Source organism: Neogemmobacter tilapiae, from assembly GCF_014652215.1.
Lineage (GTDB): Bacteria > Pseudomonadota > Alphaproteobacteria > Rhodobacterales > Rhodobacteraceae > Neogemmobacter > Neogemmobacter tilapiae.
On sequence record NZ_BMYJ01000003.1, the window covers coordinates 263,292 to 282,410 of the forward strand.

Here is a 19,119-nt window from a genome sequence, read left to right on the forward strand (position 1 = left end):
AGGGGGACGCGGATTGAGCGACGACAATGTGACGCCGATGATGGCGCAGTTTCTGGATATCAAGTCCCAGAACCCCAATGCCTTGCTGTTCTATCGCATGGGCGATTTCTATGAGATGTTCTTTGACGATGCTTTGCAGGCGGCGCAGGCGCTGGATATTGCGCTGACGAAACGGGGCACGCATCTGGGCGAACCGATCCCCATGTGCGGGGTGCCGGTTCATGCCGCCGAAGGTTATCTGCTGACGCTGATCCGCAAAGGCTTTCGTGTCGCCATAGCAGAACAGTTGGAAGACCCCGCCGAAGCCAAGAAGCGGGGGTCGAAATCGGTCGTGCGGCGCGACGTGGTGCGTTTGGTAACGCCCGGGACGCTGACCGAAGACAGTTTGTTGGAGGCGCGGCGGCACAATTTTCTGGCGGCTTTTGCCGAAGTGCGAGACGAAGGGGCGCTGGCTTGGGCCGATATTTCCACAGGTGAGTTGCGGGTGGTGGCCTGTCCAATGGCCCGTCTGGGGCCAGAACTGGCCCGACTGGCCCCGCGGGAAGTGTTGATCAGCGAGACACAGGAAAGCCAGCTTGGCCCCCTGATCGAAGATATGGGGGCGGCTTGCACTGCCTTGGCGCGCAGCAGTTTTGACAGTGCGGGCGCCGAAAAGCGGCTGGCAGATTTGTTCAGAGTAGAAACGCTGGAAGGTTTTGGCGGCTTTGAACGGGCCGAGGTTGCGGCTTTGGGGGGGCTGATCGACTATCTTTCGCTAACGCAGCGGGGCAAGTTGCCGCTGCTGCGACCGCCGGTTCGTGAACTTGCCGGTGGGGCGATGCAGATTGATGCCGCCACCCGCCGCAATCTGGAACTGACGCAAAGCCTGTCAGGCGGGCGCGACGGTTCGCTTTTGGCGGCGATTGACCGGACGGCGACAGCGGCCGGGGCCAGATTGCTGGAGGCGAGGCTTTCTGCCCCGTCTTGCGATTTGATGGTGATTGATGCGCGCCACAAAGCGGTGCGCGCCTTGGTGCAGGACGCGCGGCTGCGGGACGGGTTGCGCGAGGTGCTTCGCCGTGTGCCGGATATAGACAGGGCGCTGTCACGGCTTGCGTTGGACCGGGGTGGTCCGCGTGATCTGACGGCCCTTCGCGCGGGGTTGGAGGCGGCGGCGCAGGTCGGCTTGCGTTTGGGCAAGACCGGTACTTTGCTGGATCAGGCGGGTCAGGCCCTCTTGGGCCATGATGGGCTGCATGATTTGCTGGAGCGCGCGCTGGTGGCCGAGCCGCCGCTTTTGACGCGGGATGGCGGCTTTGTTGCCAGCGGCCACGACGCCGAGCTGGACGAAACCCGCCGGTTGCGGGACGAAGGGCGGGGCGTGATCGCAGGGATGCAGGCGGACTATATCGCGCAGACCGGTATCCAAAGCCTGAAGATCAAGCACAACAATGTGCTGGGCTATTTCATCGAAACAACCGCAACCCATGCCGAACGGATGCTGTCGCCGCCGCTGAACGAAACTTTCATCCACAGGCAGACAACGGCGGGTCAGGTCAGGTTCACGACTGTGCCGCTTTCGGAACTGGAAACGCGTATCCTGAACGCGGGTAACCGGGCCTTGGAGTTGGAGAAGGGGCATTTCGAACGCTTGCGCCAGGCGGTGCTGGATCAGGCCGGCCCCTTGGGCCATGCGGCCCGGGCCTTGGCAGAAATCGACCTGACAACGGGATTTGCGGAACTGGCCGTGCAAGAAAACTGGGTCGAGGCTGTGGTGGATGATAGCCGTGCCTTTGATGTGGTTGGGGGTCGTCATCCTGTCGTTGAGCGGGCTCTTCGGCGGCAGGGGCAAAGTTTTGTCGCCAACGATTGTGCCTTGACCCAAGGCACGACCCCGGCCATCTGGCTTTTGACCGGGCCGAACATGGCCGGGAAATCCACCTTTCTGCGGCAGAATGCGCTGATGGCCCTGCTGGCGCAGGCGGGCGGCTTTGTTCCGGCCCAGAAAGCGCGAATAGGTCTGGTTAGCCAGTTGTTCAGCCGGGTGGGTGCGGCGGATGATCTGGCGCGGGGGCGTTCGACATTCATGGTCGAAATGGTGGAAACCGCCGCCATTTTGAACCAAGCCGACGACCGCGCCTTGGTGATCCTTGACGAAATCGGGCGGGGCACGGCGACCTATGACGGCTTGTCGATTGCTTGGGCCGTTTTGGAACATCTGCACGAGGCCAACCGTTGCCGCGCGCTGTTTGCCACGCATTACCATGAAATGACCGCCTTGGCCGGGCGTCTGGCGGGCGTGGAAAACGCGACCGTCAGTGTCAAGGAATGGGAAGGCGAAGTCATCTTTCTGCATGAGGTGAAAAAGGGCGCGGCGGATCGGTCTTATGGGGTGCAGGTCGCGCGGCTGGCGGGTTTGCCTGCGGCGGTGATCGAACGGGCGAAAGTGGTGCTGGAGGCGCTGGAGAAGGGCGAACGCGAGGGCGGTTCCGCGCATCAGAAGGCGGTGATTGACGATTTGCCGCTGTTCCGAATGGCGGCCCCTGTGGCCCCTGCCCCGGCGAAAGGCTCGGTGGTTGAAGACCGGTTGAAGGCGGTGCATCCGGACGAATTGACGCCGATGGCGGCGCTGCAATTGGTTTATGAATTGCGCGGGCTGGTGAAGGGTTAACCTACCAACTGCCGCTGGCCCCGCCACCGCTGGAGCTGCCCCCACCAAAAGAAGAACGACCCGACCCAGAGCCGGAACCTGAATCAGATTCCCCTTTCGCGGCAATGATGTGATCGACCGAATGTTGGTGTTGGCAATGATAGCAGTGATAGTTCATCCGCTTTAGTCCAGTGGATGTTTTTGTCGCGAAACGGATGGTGGTGGAGTTTCCCTCCATCGTTTTGTAGCCGCAAGCGCGGCACGCCCCGTAACGACTCAACCAGCGTCTGTAACCCTCGATGGTCACATGATCGCAGCCGGGACATTCCCAGACATCGTATTCCACGCTTCCCAGCGCTTCCTCGGCAATCTCACCAGTTTCAAGGTGGTTGTCTTCCCAAACCTGATCCAAACGGACCATGCGCTTACCATCAACCGGGCAGATACGCGGGCGGTTGCGTCGCCAAGATTGAAACAGGTTGAATATCAAGACCCCTGCCCCGGCCAGTAACGAAAAGACCAAAGTCTTGACAGCCCAAGTCCCGCGTGAGGCCTGATCCAGCGCGCGCTCCATAAGACCCATGGGCTGGCCTGACCTTGCCCGCAGTTGAAGGATCAGCGCATCGACCCCATCCTCAATCCCTTGATCAAACTGCCCGTTGCGAAAGGCTGGAAGCATTTCCCGGTCGATGATCTGCTGCATCTGGCGATCCATCGCGGGTTCATATCCGGCCCCAAGCTCGATCCGCATCTGGCGATCATCCTTGGCGACAAGGACCATGACTCCATCGTTGCGCGCCGCATTTCCCACACCCCAATGGTTGAAAAGCCCGGTGGCGAAGGGTTCGATCTGGCCCTGATGCCCATAGGTTTTCATAGTGGTCATCGTCACAACAACCGCTTCAACACCTGTCCGGTCAAACAGGTCGATCAGGGCGTGGCGCAACTCAGTCTCTTCCAGATCTGTCAGAAGATTGCCAAAGTCGTTGACGTAAACATCTGTGTAGGCGGGATAATCTTGCGCCTTTGCCCTGTCCGCCAGCCCAAAGGCCGCGCACAGGGCAATCAGGAAACAGGCCCGGAAGACCTGTTTCACCGCATCATCCTTGGGTGTTCGACGAAACACCCACCTGCGCCGGGCGCAGGAGGCGGTCGTGCAGCAGGAAGCCTTCGGTCATGACCTGAATGATCTGGCCGACTTTCGTGCCCGGAAGCGGGGCTTCGAACATGGCCTCGTGCTGGTTCGGGTCGAAAATATCGCCCACAGCCGGGGCGATTTTGGTGACGCCATGCTTTTGCATTACATTCACCAATTCCCGCATGGTCAGTTCCACGCCTTCGAACAGGGCTGCGGCTTGCGCTTTTTGTTCGTCGGTCGCGGCATCCAGCGCGCGTTTCAGGTTGTCATGCACGGGCAAAAGATCGCGCGCCAGACGGGTTCCGCCGTATTGTTCAGCCTCGCGCCGGTCGCGTTCGCCGCGTTTGCGGGCGTTTTCAGCATCGGCCAAGGCCCGCATGAAACGGTCGCGCATGTCATCGCGTTCGGCTTTCAGCGCCTCGATCTCGTCCAGCGCGGCAGTTTCCGCTGTTTCGATTGCTTCGTCCTGCGCTGCCATTGCCTCTTCGGCCATTTCGTCTTTCCCTTTTTCGTCCGTCATGCCTGACCCCGGTCCTGCATCAAGCGCCCAACAAGCTGGGCTGTATAATCCACAATCGGCACGATCCGCCCATAGTTCAGGCGTGTCGGGCCGATCACCCCCACCGCCCCAATGATCCGCCGGTCAGCGTTCATATAGGGGGCCACAACCAAAGCGGAACCCGAAAGTGAAAAGAGTTTGTTTTCGGACCCGATAAAGATCCGCACCCCTTCGCCTTCCTCCGCCAGATCGAGGAAGTCGGCGATATCGCGCGTTCTTTCGAGATCGTCAAACAGTTGGCGCACGCGGTCGAGTTCGGCGGCGCCGGCCTGCGCCTCGCCCAGCAGGTTGGACCGGCCCCGCACGATCAGCCGCTCGGTGGGTTCGCCCTGATCTTCCCAGACGGCCAGACCCGAGGCGACAAGGGCGGCGGCCGCGACGTCAATCTCTTGCCGACGGCGGGTGATGTCTTGCGCCACGGTCAGGCGCAGATCGGCCAAGGTGCGGCCTTCGGCGTAATGGTTCAGGAAATTCGCGGCCTCGCGCATGGCGGATGGGGTCAGGCCCGGCGGTGGGGTGAAGACGCGGTTTTCGACGCGGCCGTCGGCCAGAACCAACACCACCAGGGCGCGGTCTGGGCCGAGTGATACAAATTCCATATGGCGGATCGGCGCTTCTTGTTTTGGCACGAGCACAAGGCTGGCGCCCCGAGTGATGCCCGACAGCGCCTGACCGACCCGGTCCAGCATGGTGGCCACATCGCGCTGGTTTGAGGTGGCCGAAGCGTCGATGCGCTGGCGGTCGTCTTCGGCCACCGCGCCTACCTCCATCAGCCCATCGACGAACATCCGCAGGCCCTGCTGCGTGGGGATGCGGCCTGCCGAGACATGGGGGCTGTCCAGAAGGCCCAGATATTCCAGATCGTGCATCACGTTACGGATTGTCGCCGCGCTGATCTTTTCCGACAGAATCCGCGTCAGGCTGCGCGAACCGATGGGTTCGCCCGAGGCGAGATAGCCTTCGACCACCCGGCGAAAGATTTCGCGGGTCCGGTCGTTCATGTCAGAGAGAATCGGTTGGCGTTCGGTCATGGGTCTTTATCTGGGGGCAAGGGAACCTAGGGGCACAAAGCGCCCGCGTCAATCGCGGCTTGCATCGGATGGGCGCGGGGCGGTAACTGGCCGCAACAATCGAGAAAGGAAAATCCATGCGTCCGTCAGGCCGTCAGTTGGGCGATTTGCGCCCTGTCAGCATCGAAACCGGGGTGATGAAGCATGCGGAGGGTTCCTGCCTGATCCGCATGGGCGAAACCCATGTGCTGTGTTCGGCGACGATTGAGGATAAGCCCCCGTCTTTCCTAAAGAATTCGGGCCTTGGCTGGGTGACGGCGGAATATGGGATGCTGCCGCGCGCGACGAACAGCCGGAACCGGCGTGAGGCGGCGGTGGGCAAGCAATCGGGCCGGACGCAGGAAATTCAGCGGCTGATCGGGCGGGCCTTGCGCGCAGGGGTGGACCGTTCGGCACTGGGGGAACGCCAGATCGTGATCGACTGTGACGTGTTGCAGGCCGATGGCGGGACGCGTTGCGCGTCGATCACCGGGGGATGGGTGGCTTTGCGGTTGGCGGTGAACAAGCTGCTGGCGAGCGGGCAGATCGTGTCGGACCCGATCCTGGACCATGTGGCAGCGGTGTCTTGCGGGATCTATGCGGGCCAGTCGGTGCTGGATCTGGATTATGCTGAGGATTCGACGGCGGGGACGGATGGGAACTTTATTCTGACCGGGCGGGGCAAGCTGATTGAGGTGCAGATGTCGGCGGAAGGTTCGACTTTCTCGCGCGATCAGATGGTGGAATTGCTGGATCTGGCCGAGGCGGGTTGTGCCAGCCTGATTGCGGCGCAAAAGGCGGCTTTGGGGCAATAAATGCGCAAGTTCACGGGCGAAAAGCTGGTGGTGGCGACCCATAACAAGGGCAAGCAGGAGGAGATTTCTGACCTGCTTTCGCCTTTTGGCATCACGGTGCTTTCGGCGGCGGAACTGGGGCTGGCGGAACCGGCGGAAACCGAAAGCACATTCATCGGCAATGCCCGGATCAAGGCCCATGCAGCGGCGCAGGCCACAGGTTTGCCTGCGCTGGCGGATGACAGCGGGATTACGGTGGACGGTCTGGATGGCGCGCCGGGGGTTTATACCGCCGATTGGGCGGAAACGCCTGCCGGGCGCGACTTTGTGATGGCGATGGGCAAGACGTGGGCGGCGTTGGAGGCGGCACGGGCCCCCTTCCCCCGTCTGGCGCAGTTTCGCTGCACGCTGGTTCTGGCCTGGCCGGATGGGCAGGATGAGGTGTTTGAAGGCGTGATGCCGGGGCAAGTGGTCTGGCCGATGCGGGGGGATCAGGGGCATGGCTATGACCCGATTTTCCAGCCCGATGGCTATGATGTGACCTTTGGCGAAATGGACCGTTGGGAAAAGAACAAGATCAGCCACCGGGCGGATGCGTTTCGGAAATTGGTAGAGGGATGTTTCACATGAAACGCATTTCGACAGGATCGCCGTTTGAGGCGACGATGGGGTATAGCCGCGCCGTGGTGAAAGGCGGCTGGTGCTTTGTGTCGGGTGTCACGGGCTATGATTACGCGACGATGGTGATGCCCGAAGGTGTGGCGGATCAGGGGCGGAATTGCTTTGGAACCATCGGGCGGGTGCTGGCTGAAGCTGGGTTTGAAATGGGTGATATCGTCCGGGTGCAGTATACGGTGACGGATGTGGCGCTGGTGGATGAGTTGGTGCCCGTTCTCGGCGCGTTTTTGGGCGACGTGCGGCCTGCGGCGACGATGGTCATTGCGGGGCTGATCCGGCCAGAGATGAAGGTCGAGATCGAAGTGACGGCTTTCAAGGGGTAGGTTCGGTGCAGGAAGATTGGCGCGATGGGGGGTTCGGGATTTACGTCCACTGGCCCTTTTGCCAATCGAAATGCCCCTATTGCGATTTCAACAGCCATGTCGCGGAACGCGTTGATCAATCGCGTTGGCTGACGGCCTATCTGGCCGAACTCGACCGGCTGGCGGCAGAAGTGCCGGGGCGGCTGGTGAACGCGGTGTTCTTTGGCGGCGGAACGCCCTCGCTGATGCAGCCGGATGTTGTGGCGGGGGTTCTGGAGCGGATCCGCAAGCTGTGGCCGCAGGCGAATGATGTGGAAGTGACGCTGGAGGCCAATCCGGGGTCGATTGAGGCCGGGCGGTTCCGCGCCTATCGTGAGGGCGGGGTGAACCGTGTTTCAATGGGCATGCAGGCGATGCGGGATGAGGACCTGCGGCGCTTGGGGCGGATGCATAGGGTGGCCGAGGCGCGGGCGGCGTTTGACATTGCGCGCGATTGCTTTGACCGGGTGAGTTTCGATCTGATCTATGCGCGGCAGGATCAATCGCTGGCGGATTGGCGTGCCGAGTTGGATGAAGCCTTGGCGATGGCGGTGGACCATCTGTCGCTTTACCAGTTGACGGTTGAGGAAGGCACTGTTTTTGCGGAACGTTTCAAGCGTGGACAATTGCGCGGCCTGCCGGATGAGGACAAGGCGGCGGACTTTTATGAGGTGACGCAAGAGGTTTGCGGGGCGGCCGGAATGCAGGCCTATGAGGTGTCAAACCACGCAAGGCCCGGCGCCGAGTCGCGGCACAACCAGGTTTACTGGCGGTCGGGGGATTGGCTGGGAATCGGGCCGGGGGCGCATGGGCGGCTGACCTTGGGCAGCCGGCGTTGGACCACGGAAGCACCGCGCGCGCCGGGGGAATGGCTTGCGACGGTCGGGCGGGGCCTTGCCGGGGAACTGCCGCGCGAGGCTTTGACGCCGGGTGAGCGATTGGATGAATTTCTGATCATGGGGCTGCGGCTGAGCGAGGGAATCGCGCTGGATCGGATGCTGGGCCTTGCCGGGAAAGGGCTTCGCGCCGATATTCAGGCGGAATTGGAAAGCGATGGTCTGATCCTGATGGGGAACGGGCGAATAGCCACGACAGAGCGGGGGCGGCTGGTTTTGAACCATGTCATCCGGCGGATCAGCGAGGGGCTTTCGTGAAATTCTTTTGGAATATTGGGGGTTTGGCAAGTCTTGCCCTGGGCGTTCTGGGCATTGCCTTGCCCGTTTTGCCCACCGTTCCCTTTCTGATTCTGGCGGCCTTTTGCTTTGCCCGCGGGTCAGACCGGCTGCATGATTGGTTGTTGCACCACCCTCGCCTTGGCCCGCCCATCCGTGATTGGCAGGAAAAACGCGCGATCAGCCGCAAAGCCAAATGGCTGGCCAGCCTGTCGATGGCGGCGGTCTTTGCGCTGTCGCTGGCTTTGGGCTTTCGCTGGACGATTTTGGCGGTTCAAGCCGCCTGTCTGGGCGGCTCGGCCTTGTTCATATGGTCGCGTCCCGACGCATGACCGACAGCACCCGGCAGAGCATATCCAGATCGTCCAGCGTGTTGTAGCGGATCGACAGCGTGCCTTTTTCGCCGCCCGGTTCATGGGTGATTGTCACGCCCATCCCTAGGTTCGCGGAAATATCTGCCTCGATCGCCCGCGTATCGGCGTCTTTTTCGAAATGCTTGGAAAGCCCCGGATGGCGCGGTTTTTCTTGGCCCCCCGAGCCTTTCGCCAGCTTTTCGGTTTCGCGCACCGAAAGACCCCGGTCGATGACCTGCCGCGCCAATTGCGACGGGTTTTCCGAAGTGATCAACGCCCGCGCGTGGCCCGCTGTCAGCTTGCCCGAACGCAGAAATTCCTGCACATCGCCGGGCAGGTTCAGCAGGCGCAGAAGGTTGGCGATATGGCTGCGGCTTTTGGACAGGGCTTCGGCCACACGTTCTTGGGTGTGGCCAAAGCGCTCCATCAACTGCTTGTAGGCGTTTGCTTCCTCCAACGGGTTCAGATCGGCGCGCTGAATGTTTTCGATGATGGCGACTTGCAGCACTTCATCATCGTCAAAGGCGCGTACCAGAACCGGCACTTCGTGCAACTGCGCAATTTGCGACGCGCGCCAGCGGCGTTCACCGGCCACGATTTCATAGATATCGCTGCCCGAGATCGCCCGCACGATGATGGGTTGCAGCACGCCTTTTTGCCGGATCGAAGAAGCCAGCTCCTCTAGCGCCTCAGGGGCAAAGGTGCGGCGCGGCTGGCGTGGGTTGGGTTGCAGTTTTTCGACCGGCAACAGCGTGACGGAACGGCGCTGTTCGACCGGGGTTTCCGGGTTCATATCGGCCATAAGGGCCGACAGGCCGCGCCCTAGGCCCCGGCGTTCAGGCTGTTTCGACATGTCAGGCGGCCCCCTTTTCTTGCATCAAGGGGGAATGCCGCGATGTCACCTCGCGCGCAAGGGCGCGGTAAGCCTCGGACCCCTTGGACAGCGGATCATAGGTGAGCACGGGTTGCGCATAGGAAGGCGCTTCGGACAGGCGGACATTGCGCGGAATGACCGTGCGGAAGACCAGATCACCCAGATTGTCGCGGGCATCGCGTTCGACCATCAAAGACAACCTGTTGCGGGCGTCATACATGGTTAACACAATACCTTCGATGCGCAGGTCGGCATTGCCGCTGTTGCGGATTTCGCGGATGGTCAGCATCAATTGCGAAAGCCCTTCTAGAGCGAAGAATTCGCTTTGCAGGGGGACCAGCACGGAATCGGCGGCGACCAGCGCGTTGACGGTCAGAAGGCTGAGCGAAGGCGGGCAATCGATCAGGATGTAATCGAGGTTCAGCGCCTGCACCGACGGGTTGCGCAAAGCGTCGCGCAGGTGGCGGGTGCGGCGTTCCTGATGGCCCAGCTGCACATCGGCCGAGGCGAGATCCGCATTGGCGGGGCCGATGAACAGGCCTTCCCAGGCGGTTTGCTGGATAACGTCCTTTAGGGGTTTGCCTTCCAGAACAATGTCATAGCTGGACAGTTTGCGCTGATTGGCCTCAATCCCCAAGCCCGTCGATGCGTTGCCCTGCGGATCAATGTCGATCAACAGCACCCGAGCACCGAGTTCCACCAAGGCGGCGGCCAGATTGATCGAAGTCGTCGTCTTTCCCACCCCGCCCTTCTGGTTGGTGATTGCGATGATGCGGGGGGCCTGGCGGCGGATTTGGTCAGGCATGGGTCAGGTCTTCCAGCTTGAGGAGGCAGGCGGATTCGTCCGTTTCACTTTGTATCCGGGTCAGGTGAAATTGCCAGTTCTGCCGGGCAGATTCGATTTCCTGATCGGCGGTTTTTCCTTTTGGAAAAATCGCTGCGCCCTGTGGTGAAAGGTGGCGGTGGGCAAAGGCGCAAAGTTGATCAAGGCTTGCCAAGGCGCGGGCAGATACAACATCTGCGCCTAGCGGGGGAATCGCCTCTATCCGTTGTGTGAGGATTTGCGGTTTCAGACCAAGCTCCAAGCTGGCGCTGCGCAAGAAGGCGCATTTTCGTTGGTCGGATTCAACAAGAGTCACTTGCAGCGATGGGTTTTTTTCGGCGGCAATGCAGGCAACGACCAGACCGGGAAAGCCGCCACCACTGCCGAAATCGGCCCAATGCTGGGCATGGCCAGGGGCAAGATCATAGATTTGCGCCGAATCGACGATGTGGCGCGTCCAGATCTCGGCCTCGGTCGATCGGGCGATCAGATTGATCTTGCTGTTCCACTTGGCAACGATGGCTTGAAAGGCGCGCAAACGCTCCAATGTTTCACGTGAAACATCCAACATCAGGCGTCAGTCCCGGTTTTCTGGGCGCGCCGGACATGCGCCAAGATCACTGCAAGCGCGGCAGGAGTCATGCCCTCGATCCGCCCCGCTTGGGCGATATTGGTCGGCCGCTGGCGGTTCAGCTTGGATTTCAGTTCGTTGGACAGGCTGGAAAGACCGTCATAGGCAAAATTCAGCGGGATGGCCGCATCCTCATCCCGGCGCAGAAGGTCAGCCTCGGCCGCTTGCCGGTCCACATATTGCGCATACAGCGCATCGCACCACAGTTGGGTTTGGATGCTTTCCGGCAGTGCCGCATAGTCCGGAACGACCGAAGCAACACCAGATATGGTTGCATCTGGGAAAGACAACACCGAATAGGCGCTGCGCCGTGCGCCATCTTGCGAGGCATGAATACCCAATGCGCCAATCTGGCGCGGGGTCAATTGACACGCCTGCAAGGCGGCGCGGCCCTTTTCGATCATGTCCATCTTGGAATCAAAGGCCTGACGCCGCCCCTGGGCCACGATCCCCTGCCCCACGGCCAAAGGTGTCAGCCGCTGATCGGCATTGTCGGCGCGCAAGGTGAGCCGGTATTCCGCGCGCGAGGTGAACATCCGGTAAGGTTCGGTCACCCCCCGCGTCACCAGATCGTCAATCATAACGCCGATGTAGCTGTCAGCGCGGCTGAAATGAACGGGTGCCTGCCCACGCGCACGATTGGCGGCATTCAACCCCGCCACTAGGCCCTGCGCCGCGGCCTCTTCATAGCCGGTTGTCCCGTTGATCTGGCCCGCAAAGAACAGCCCTTCGGTCGATTTCACTTGCAGCCCCAGTGTTAGGGCACGTGGGTCAAAATAGTCGTATTCGATGGCATAGGCGGGTTGCAGGATCTTTACCTGCTCTAGGCCGTGGATCGACCGGACATAGGATTCCTGCACCTCTATCGGCAACGAGGATGAGATGCCATTGGGATAAACCGTATCATCGTCCAGCCCCTCGGGCTCCAAGAACACCTGATGCGATTCCTTATCGGCAAAGCGCACAACCTTGTCTTCGATCGACGGGCAATAGCGCGGCCCCACACCTTCGATATGCCCGCCATACATCGCCGAGCGTGACAGATTCGCCCGAACGATGTCATGCGTACGGGCGTTGGTCTGGGTGATGCCACAGCTGATTTGACGCACCAGCGGCGCCTTGTTCAGAAAGGAAAACATCGTCGGATCGCTGTCACCCGGCTGCGTGTCCAGAACCGACCAGTCAATCGTCTTGCCATCCAGACGGGGCGGCGTTCCGGTTTTCAGCCGACCGCGCGGCAGGTCAAATTCGGCCAAGCGTTCCGCCAAACGAATCGAGGGTTTGTCGCCCATCCGCCCGCCAGACTGACGCTGATCGCCGATATGGATCACCCCGTTCAGGAAGGTGCCCGAGGTCAGCACGACATTTTCTGTGCGGATTGATCCCAGACTGGCCAAGCCCAAACCGGTCACTTGACCAGATTCAATCAGGATATCGGTGACTTCATCCTCAATCACCGTCAGATTGGGTTCGGCTGCCAGCAAACCCTGAATGGCCTGTCGATACAGTTTGCGGTCGGCTTGCGCCCTTGGCCCCTGCACCGCCGGGCCCTTCCGCCGGTTCAGCAGCCGAAATTGAATCCCTGCGGCATCGGCGGCGCGACCCATGATGCCGTCCATCGCATCGATTTCGCGCACCAGATGGCCCTTGCCCAGGCCGCCAATGGCCGGATTGCAAGACATCACGCCAATGGCTTCGCGCCGCAGCGTCACCAAGGCCACGGAAACACCCGCCCGCGCGGCGACGGCCGCAGCCTCGGCACCGGCATGTCCCCCACCAATCACCACCACGTCGAAGTGTTTCACGTGAAACAACCCTATTTCCCGATGCAAAAGCTGGAGAAGATTTCGTCAAGGTAATCCTCGACATCCACCTTCCCAACCAAGGATTCCAGCGCGCGAAGCCCCTGCCGCAAATCATCCGCGATCAGCTCGGCCCGACCTTGGCCCGCCCATATCGCATTTTGCGCTGATTCCAAAGCCCCCACGGCGCGCAACATGGCCACGCGATGCCGCTCTCGTGTGGTGGTACCCGCGCCTGCGGCCCGCTGTTCCAATTCCTCGGCAATCCGCCGCACCAGATCGGAAATGCCAAGGCCCGTAAGGCCCGACACTGCAAGCCCCTCGCCCTTAGTCACATCAGCCTTGGCACGGGCCAAGATGTCGCCAGGCCTTGCCGCCACATCCTGCGGCAAATCGCCGTCATCCAGAAAGACACGCAGATCGGCAGCTTCAGCCCGCGCGACGGCCCGTGCGATCCCGGCCTTTTCAACCTCATCGTCAGTCGCCCGCAGACCGGCCGTGTCCAGCAAGGTCACTGCCAAGCCACCAAGGTCCATCCGAACCTCGATCACATCCCGCGTTGTGCCTGCCCGCGCCGAAGTGATCGCCGCCTCACGCCCCGCCAAGGCATTCAAAAGCGTGGATTTTCCGGCGTTCGGGGCACCGACGATGGCCACTTCAAACCCATCACGCACGCGTTCCGCGATACGACTGCCGACCACTTCCCCCCGCAAGTCCTGCAAGACGGAATCCAGCAAAGCCAGAACTTCTGGCGTCACATCCACCGGCACATCTTCGTCTGCGAAATCAATTGTGGCCTCGATCAAGGCTCCCGCCCGGATCAAGTCCGCGCGCCAAGCCGCCACTTTCTGGCCGACCGCCCCCGACAGAATCCGCAGCGCCTGCTTTCGTTGTGCCTCCGTCTCTGCCTCGATGAGATCGGCCAGACCTTCCACCTCGGACAGCGACAAAGCCCCGCTTTCAAAAGCCCGCCGCGTGAATTCACCCGGTTCGGCCAAGCGCAACCCGTCCCTTGAACCCAGCACCTGCAAAACCGCCTGAACCGTCGCCTGCCCACCATGAACATGCAGCTCGGCGACCTCATCCCCACTAAAGCTAGCGCCCGCTTCAAAGCGAACCACCAAAGCTTGATCCAATACCACCCCATCCCAGCGTAAGGTCCGTAGATAGGTGCGCCGCGGCTCGGGCAAAGTTCCTGCCAGACGCTCCGCCACGTTCCGCGCCAAGGGCCCCGACAAACGGATCACAGCAACGCCCGCCTTTCCGCGCGCGCTGCCCAGGGCAAAGATCGTGTCCATAACCGCCCCTTAGGCGTTCATCGATTCAAAGAATTCGGCGTTTGACTTGGTCTGCTTCAGTTTGCCGATCAGGAATTCAATGGCATCGGTCGTCCCCATCGGGTTCAGGATCCGCCGCAGAACATAGGTCTTTTGCAGATCCGACTTTTCGACCAGCAGGTCCTCTTTCCGCGTTCCCGACTTGAGAATGTCGATGGCCGGGAACACCCGCTTGTCCGCCACTTTCCGGTCCAGCACGATTTCGCTGTTGCCAGTGCCTTTGAACTCTTCAAAGATCACCTCGTCCATCCGGCTGCCGGTGTCGATCAGCGAGGTCGAGATGATGGTCAGCGACCCACCCTCTTCAATGTTGCGCGCCGCCCCAAAGAAGCGTTTCGGGCGCTGCAGGGCGTTGGCATCGACACCGCCCGTCAGAACCTTGCCCGAGGACGGAATGACCGTGTTATAGGCCCGGCCCAGACGGGTGATGTTATCCAAAAGGATCACCACATCGCGTTTGTGTTCCACGAGCCGCTTGGCCTTTTCAATGACCATTTCAGCCACCGCAACGTGGCGGCTGGCTGGCTCGTCAAAGGTCGAGGCGATGACCTCCCCTTTCACTGTCCGCTGCATATCGGTCACTTCTTCCGGCCGTTCGTCGATCAGCAGGACGATCAGATAGCATTCCGGATGGTTGATCGAAATCGCCTTGGCGATGTTCTGCATCATGATCGTCTTACCCACCCGCGGCGGCGCCACGATCAGGCAGCGCTGGCCTTTGCCGATGGGCGCCACAAGGTCGATAACCCGGCCCGAGCGGTCTTTCAGGCTCGGATCCTCGATCTCCATCTTCAGCCGCTCATCCGGGTACAGCGGCGTCAGGTTGTCGAAATGGACCTTGTGCTTGGCGCGTTCCGGATCGTCAAAGTTGATCTTCGTGGCTTTCACTAGGCTAAAGTAGCGCTCGTTTTCTTGCGGAGCCTTGATGACCCCCTCAATCGTATCCCCGGTCCGCAGGGAAAACTGGCGGATCATTTCGGGGCTGACGTAAATGTCATCCGGCCCCGAGAGATAGTTGGCCGAAGGCGAGCGCAGAAAGCCGAAACCATCCTGCAAGACTTCCAGCACCCCGTCGCCGCCGATTTCCCAGCCTTCTTCGGCATGCTCTTTCAGGATCGAGAACATCATCTCGCCTTTGCGCATCGAAGGGGCGTTCTCGATCTCCCATTCCTCGGCCATCGCCAGCAGATCGGCGGGGGTCTTGGCTTTCAGTTCGGCGAGATTCAGGCGTTCAACGTTCATGAGGAGTCCCAAGACGCAGGGCAAAATCGCCGCGTCAGATCGTGAAAAAATGTGAAATGCGATTCTGGCCGGACGGCCTCGCAATTTGCCACATAGTCAGGTGTAAGGCTTCTGTCAAGAAAAGCCTAGAATTTCACGATGACCGAAGCGACGATCACGACCAGCAAAAGCGTCGGCACCTCGTTCATCATGCGATATTGCCGCCCCGTCAAACGGTTGGTTCCAGCGATGAAGTCCTTGCGCCGCCAGCCCAGCCAATGGTGAAACCAGGTCATCCCCAGAACGCAGGCGGCCTTGGTCCAGGGCCAGATCTGCGACCAGTCGACCATACCGGGAATGAAGACGAGACAAAGCCCAAAGATCCAAGTGGCAACAGACGCAGGATTGATGATCGCCTTCAAAAGCCGCCTTTCCATGGTTTGGAAAAGCATATCGGTGGCGCTGCCGCGTTCGACCTGTTCGGTGTGATAGACATAAAGCCTTGGCAGATAGAACAACCCGGCCATCCAGGCGATGACGCTGATCACATGCAGGGTTTTGATCCAGAGGTAATGTTCCGCCAGAAAGTCTGTCATCATGGCCCCTTCTTCTTTCTTAAAGAAATATAAGAAAGAAAAGATGATGCTGTTGGGCTTGTGGGTATGGGGATTATCGGCTTTTCGCAAGCTCTGATCCACATCGGGAAAAGATCCTGACGCAAGGTGAAGAAAATTCGCGGAATCTGGAATCATCCTTTCTTTTCATAAAGCTATGCGCGCAAATTTCTGTGGGTAAGTTTCCGAAGCCTTGGATAGGTTCCTGCAAACCACAATTTTCCACAGCAGGCCTTGGCCGCTTTGCACAGCCACAAAATCTCACCTCTGGGCTTGACGGATTCCACCCCGGACGGCACCAAGGCCGCCAAAGCCCGTTTGACCCCCAAAAGGCCAAGGGGAACAAATGCAGACCTTCCCAAGACTTTTCCACAAGGCCGCCATGATGCCCCGCCCGCTGATCCTTGCCTCTGGTTCGGAAATTCGCCTCACCCTGTTGCGCAACGCGGGGTTGGAGGTTTCGGCCATTCGGCCGCGTGTCGATGAGGAAATGATCAAAAGCAGCCTGTTGAGCGAAGGGGCCAGCCCGCGCGATCTGGCGGATGCGCTGGCCGAAATGAAGGCGCGGAAGGTGGCGGAAAAGAACCCCGAGGCGCTGGTTCTGGGTTGCGATCAGGTCTTGGCCTTTGGAACCGAGGTTTGGGGCAAGCCTGAAACCCCGGAACAGGCGGTGGAACAACTGACCCGCCTGCGGGGCCAGACCCATAGACTGCTTTCGGCGGTGGTGCTGTATGACAAGGCCGAACCCGTCTGGCGTCATGTTGAAACCGCCAGCCTGACGATGCGGGATTTTTCGCCGGAATGGCTGGCGGGTTATGTGGCGCGCAACTGGGATGAAATCCGCCACTGCGCGGGTGGCTATCAGCTTGAATCCGAAGGGATCAGGCTGTTCACGGCGGTGCAAGGCGATTACTTTACCATTCTGGGGCTGCCGCTTTTGCCGGTGCTTCTGTATTTGGGTCAACGAGGGTTTATCGAAACATGACCGACCATCCGCGCATTCCCCTGGCCGGGATCATCGGCTCGCCCGTCAATTTCAGCCGCTCGCCCTATCTGCATGGGTTCTGGCTGAAACGCTATGGGATCAAGGGGCATTACGTGCATCTGGACATCGGTCAGGCTGATCTGGCCGAGGCGTTGAAAATGATGCCGCGCATGGGTTTTGTCGGCGCAAATGTGACGATTCCGCATAAGGAAACCGTGCTGAAACTGGCGGATTCCGTGACGGATCGGGCGGCGCTGATCGGGGCTGCAAATACTTTGGTGTTCAAAAAGGATGGCAAGGTTCTGGCCGACAACACCGATGGTTTGGGTTTCATCGCCAATCTGCGACAGAACGCGCCACACTGGAACCCGGCGGCGGGGCCTGCGGCGGTTCTGGGGGCTGGGGGTGGCGCGCGGGCTGTCATTGCGGCGCTGATCGAGGTGGGGGTGCCGGAAATTCGTCTGGCGAACCGGACGCGGGGCCGGGCCGAGAATTTGCGGCATGATTTCGGGGCCAAGGTGCATGTGGTGGATTGGACCGAGGCGGGCGAGATGCTGGATGGGGCCGTGACGGTGGTGAACACTACGTCGATGGGGATGTCGGGCAAGGCAGATTTCACGGTGCCGCTGGACGGGATTTCATCGAAAGCGGTGGTGACGGATCTGGTTTATGTGCCGTTGATGACCGATTTTCTGGCGGCGGCAAAGGCGCGCGGCGCCCATACGGTGGATGGTCTGGGGATGCTGCTGCATCAGGCGGTGCCGGGGTTTGAACGCTGGTTTGGGCAGAAGCCTGTGGTGGACGAAGAAACCCGCCAAGCGGTGCTTTTGGCATGATCGTTCTGGGCCTGACCGGGTCGATTGGCATGGGCAAATCGACAACGGCGGGCTTTTTCCGAAAGTTGGGGGTGCCGGTTTGGGATGCCGATCAGGCGACGCATCGGCTTTATGCTCAGGGCGGGGCGGCGGTGGTGCCGATTGCGGAGATCTTTCCGGCGGCTTTGGCTGATGGCTGCATCTCGCGCCCGGCGCTGAAGGCCATTATTGCGCGTGACCGGGGTGCTTTGGCGCAGATTGAGGGGATCGTGCATCCTTTGGTGGCGGCGGATCGTCAGGCTTTCGTGGCGGGGGCAAAGGCGGATCTGGTGGTGGTGGACATTCCGCTGCTGTTTGAAAAAAACTATGAGGATCAGGTGGATGCCGTTCTTTTGGTGACGGCACCACCCGAATTGCAGCAGGCAAGGGTGATGGCGCGGCCCGGTATGAGCGCCGAAATCTTTGCGCAGCTTTTGGCGCGGCAGATGCCGGATCGGGACAAGCGGGCACGGGCGGACCATATTCTGGAAACCCTGAGCCTTGAGGCCGCCGAGGCGGGGGTCAAGGCGCTGGTGGCCTATCTGAAAGGCAAGGCTGATGCGTGAAATCGTAATGGATACCGAAACAACCGGCTTTGAACCCAGCGAAGGGCACAAGCTGGTGGAAATCGGCGCGATCGAGCTGTGGAATCACCTGCCGACCGGCAAGGTCTATCACCAATACATCAACCCGCAGCGGATGATGCCGAAAGAAGCGTTCGAGGTGCATGGGCTGGGCGACGATTTCCTGCGCGACAAGCCGCTGTTTTCGCATGTGGCGCAGGCGTTCTGGGATTTCATCGGCGATGCGCCTTTGGTCATTCACAATGCGGCCTTTGATATGAAGTTCCTGAATGCGGAACTGATGCCCCTGGGCTTTCCGCGCCTGCCGGACAGCCGGGCGATTGATACGGTGATGATGGCGCGGAAGAAATTCCCAGGCTCGCCAGCCTCACTCGACGCGCTTTGCCGCCGTTTTGGCATCGACAATTCCAAGCGGGAAAAGCACGGCGCGCTGCTGGACAGCGAGCTTTTGGCCGAGGTTTATCTGGAGTTGATCGGCGGTCGGCAGCCCGATCTGGCGATGGTGCCGGAACCAGCCGCGAAGTCAAAACCCGGCGCGGTGCAGTCGGGCACTTGGCGACCCGGCGCCCGGCCCGCGCCCTTGGCCTCGCGTATCACCGACGAAGAAGCCGCCGCCCATGCGGATTTTGTGGCCAAGCTGGGCGAAGCGGCGATCTGGCTGAAACGCCAATGAAAAGGCCC

The 19,119-nt window shown here is 60.6% G+C and carries 20 protein-coding genes; 10 read left to right on the forward strand and 10 right to left on the reverse strand.

What is annotated here, in order from left to right:
• The first annotated feature begins 37 nt into the window (after positions 1–37).
• Positions 38–2,650 carry a DNA mismatch repair protein MutS gene (mutS, locus tag IE095_RS06290; protein ID WP_189410889.1) on the forward strand — a complete coding sequence of 871 codons (2,613 nt, stop codon included), beginning with the start codon at positions 38–40 and terminating at the stop codon, positions 2,648–2,650.
• A gap of 1 nt (position 2,651) precedes the next feature.
• Here the strand turns inward: mutS and IE095_RS06295 are convergent, their stop codons facing one another.
• The 3 genes from IE095_RS06295 to hrcA are packed head-to-tail and all read right to left on the reverse strand — an operon-like array spanning position 2,652 to position 5,327.
• Positions 2,652–3,725 (reverse strand): TPM domain-containing protein, encoded by a 1,074-nt coding sequence (locus tag IE095_RS06295; RefSeq protein WP_189410766.1) that lies wholly within the window; start codon positions 3,723–3,725, stop codon positions 2,652–2,654.
• Positions 3,726–3,729: 4 nt separating this feature from the next.
• Complete coding sequence (locus tag IE095_RS06300; RefSeq protein ID WP_189410767.1) at positions 3,730–4,287, reverse strand: nucleotide exchange factor GrpE; 558 nt, start codon at positions 4,285–4,287, stop codon at positions 3,730–3,732.
• Positions 4,284–5,327 carry a heat-inducible transcriptional repressor HrcA gene (hrcA, locus tag IE095_RS06305; RefSeq protein WP_373295396.1) on the reverse strand — a complete coding sequence of 348 codons (1,044 nt, stop codon included), beginning with the start codon at positions 5,325–5,327 and terminating at the stop codon, positions 4,284–4,286. The genes IE095_RS06300 and hrcA overlap by 4 nt, the downstream gene beginning before the upstream one ends.
• A 146-nt stretch (positions 5,328–5,473) precedes the next feature.
• Here hrcA and rph point away from each other — a divergent pair, with 146 nt between their 5' ends.
• The 5 genes from rph to IE095_RS06330 are packed head-to-tail and all read left to right on the forward strand — an operon-like array spanning position 5,474 to position 8,692.
• On the forward strand, positions 5,474–6,190 hold the full coding sequence (gene rph, locus IE095_RS06310) for a ribonuclease PH (protein WP_189410769.1): 717 nt from the start codon (positions 5,474–5,476) through the stop codon (positions 6,188–6,190).
• Positions 6,191–6,799, forward strand: coding sequence for an RdgB/HAM1 family non-canonical purine NTP pyrophosphatase (rdgB, locus tag IE095_RS06315; RefSeq protein ID WP_189410770.1), 609 nt, complete (start codon positions 6,191–6,193; stop codon positions 6,797–6,799).
• Positions 6,796–7,170: a RidA family protein gene (locus IE095_RS06320; RefSeq protein ID WP_189410771.1), complete on the forward strand. Its 375-nt coding sequence runs from the start codon at positions 6,796–6,798 to the stop codon at positions 7,168–7,170. The genes rdgB and IE095_RS06320 overlap by 4 nt, the downstream gene beginning before the upstream one ends.
• A gap of 5 nt (positions 7,171–7,175) precedes the next feature.
• Entirely contained in the window at positions 7,176–8,342 is a 1,167-nt protein-coding gene (hemW, locus tag IE095_RS06325; RefSeq protein WP_189410772.1) for a radical SAM family heme chaperone HemW, read from the forward strand.
• 14 nt (positions 8,343–8,356) lie between these two features.
• A complete protein-coding gene (locus IE095_RS06330) occupies positions 8,357–8,692 on the forward strand; it encodes a YbaN family protein (protein ID WP_229804591.1) in 336 nt (111 codons plus the stop codon).
• On the opposite strand, the gene IE095_RS06335 is transcribed toward IE095_RS06330, so the two are convergent.
• The 7 genes from IE095_RS06335 to IE095_RS06365 all read right to left on the reverse strand — a co-directional run bounded on the left by IE095_RS06335 (position 8,667) and on the right by IE095_RS06365 (position 15,997).
• Positions 8,667–9,566, reverse strand: coding sequence for a ParB/RepB/Spo0J family partition protein (locus tag IE095_RS06335; RefSeq protein WP_189410774.1), 900 nt, complete (start codon positions 9,564–9,566; stop codon positions 8,667–8,669). The genes IE095_RS06330 and IE095_RS06335 overlap by 26 nt on opposite strands.
• Before the next feature lies 1 nt (position 9,567).
• Entirely contained in the window at positions 9,568–10,392 is an 825-nt protein-coding gene (locus IE095_RS06340; protein ID WP_189410775.1) for a ParA family protein, read from the reverse strand.
• Entirely contained in the window at positions 10,385–10,981 is a 597-nt protein-coding gene (rsmG, locus tag IE095_RS06345; protein WP_189410776.1) for a 16S rRNA (guanine(527)-N(7))-methyltransferase RsmG, read from the reverse strand. The genes IE095_RS06340 and rsmG overlap by 8 nt, the downstream gene beginning before the upstream one ends.
• A complete protein-coding gene (gene mnmG / locus IE095_RS06350) occupies positions 10,981–12,846 on the reverse strand; it encodes a tRNA uridine-5-carboxymethylaminomethyl(34) synthesis enzyme MnmG (protein ID WP_189410777.1) in 1,866 nt (621 codons plus the stop codon). Before mnmG ends, rsmG begins: the two co-directional genes overlap by 1 nt.
• Positions 12,847–12,857: 11 nt before the next feature.
• Entirely contained in the window at positions 12,858–14,141 is a 1,284-nt protein-coding gene (gene mnmE / locus IE095_RS06355) for a tRNA uridine-5-carboxymethylaminomethyl(34) synthesis GTPase MnmE (protein ID WP_189410778.1), read from the reverse strand.
• Positions 14,142–14,150: 9 nt separating this feature from the next.
• A complete protein-coding gene (rho, locus tag IE095_RS06360; protein ID WP_189410779.1) occupies positions 14,151–15,422 on the reverse strand; it encodes a transcription termination factor Rho in 1,272 nt (423 codons plus the stop codon).
• A gap of 125 nt (positions 15,423–15,547) precedes the next feature.
• Positions 15,548–15,997 carry a CopD family protein gene (locus IE095_RS06365; protein WP_189410780.1) on the reverse strand — a complete coding sequence of 150 codons (450 nt, stop codon included), beginning with the start codon at positions 15,995–15,997 and terminating at the stop codon, positions 15,548–15,550.
• A 403-nt stretch (positions 15,998–16,400) separates the two neighbouring features.
• On the opposite strand from IE095_RS06365, the gene IE095_RS06370 reads away from it, so the two are divergent.
• The 4 genes from IE095_RS06370 to dnaQ are packed head-to-tail and all read left to right on the forward strand — an operon-like array spanning position 16,401 to position 19,111.
• On the forward strand, positions 16,401–17,000 hold the full coding sequence (locus IE095_RS06370) for a Maf family protein (protein WP_189410890.1): 600 nt from the start codon (positions 16,401–16,403) through the stop codon (positions 16,998–17,000).
• The gene (locus IE095_RS06375; RefSeq protein ID WP_189410781.1) at positions 16,997–17,836 is read left to right on the forward strand and encodes a shikimate dehydrogenase; all 840 of its coding nucleotides are present in this window, start codon (positions 16,997–16,999) and stop codon (positions 17,834–17,836) included. Before IE095_RS06370 ends, IE095_RS06375 begins: the two co-directional genes overlap by 4 nt.
• Positions 17,833–18,420, forward strand: a complete 588-nt coding sequence (gene coaE, locus IE095_RS06380) for a dephospho-CoA kinase (protein WP_189410782.1) — start codon at positions 17,833–17,835, stop codon at positions 18,418–18,420. The genes IE095_RS06375 and coaE overlap by 4 nt, the downstream gene beginning before the upstream one ends.
• On the forward strand, positions 18,413–19,111 hold the full coding sequence (dnaQ, locus tag IE095_RS06385; protein WP_189410783.1) for a DNA polymerase III subunit epsilon: 699 nt from the start codon (positions 18,413–18,415) through the stop codon (positions 19,109–19,111). The genes coaE and dnaQ overlap by 8 nt, the downstream gene beginning before the upstream one ends.
• The last annotated feature ends 8 nt before the right edge of the window (positions 19,112–19,119 follow it).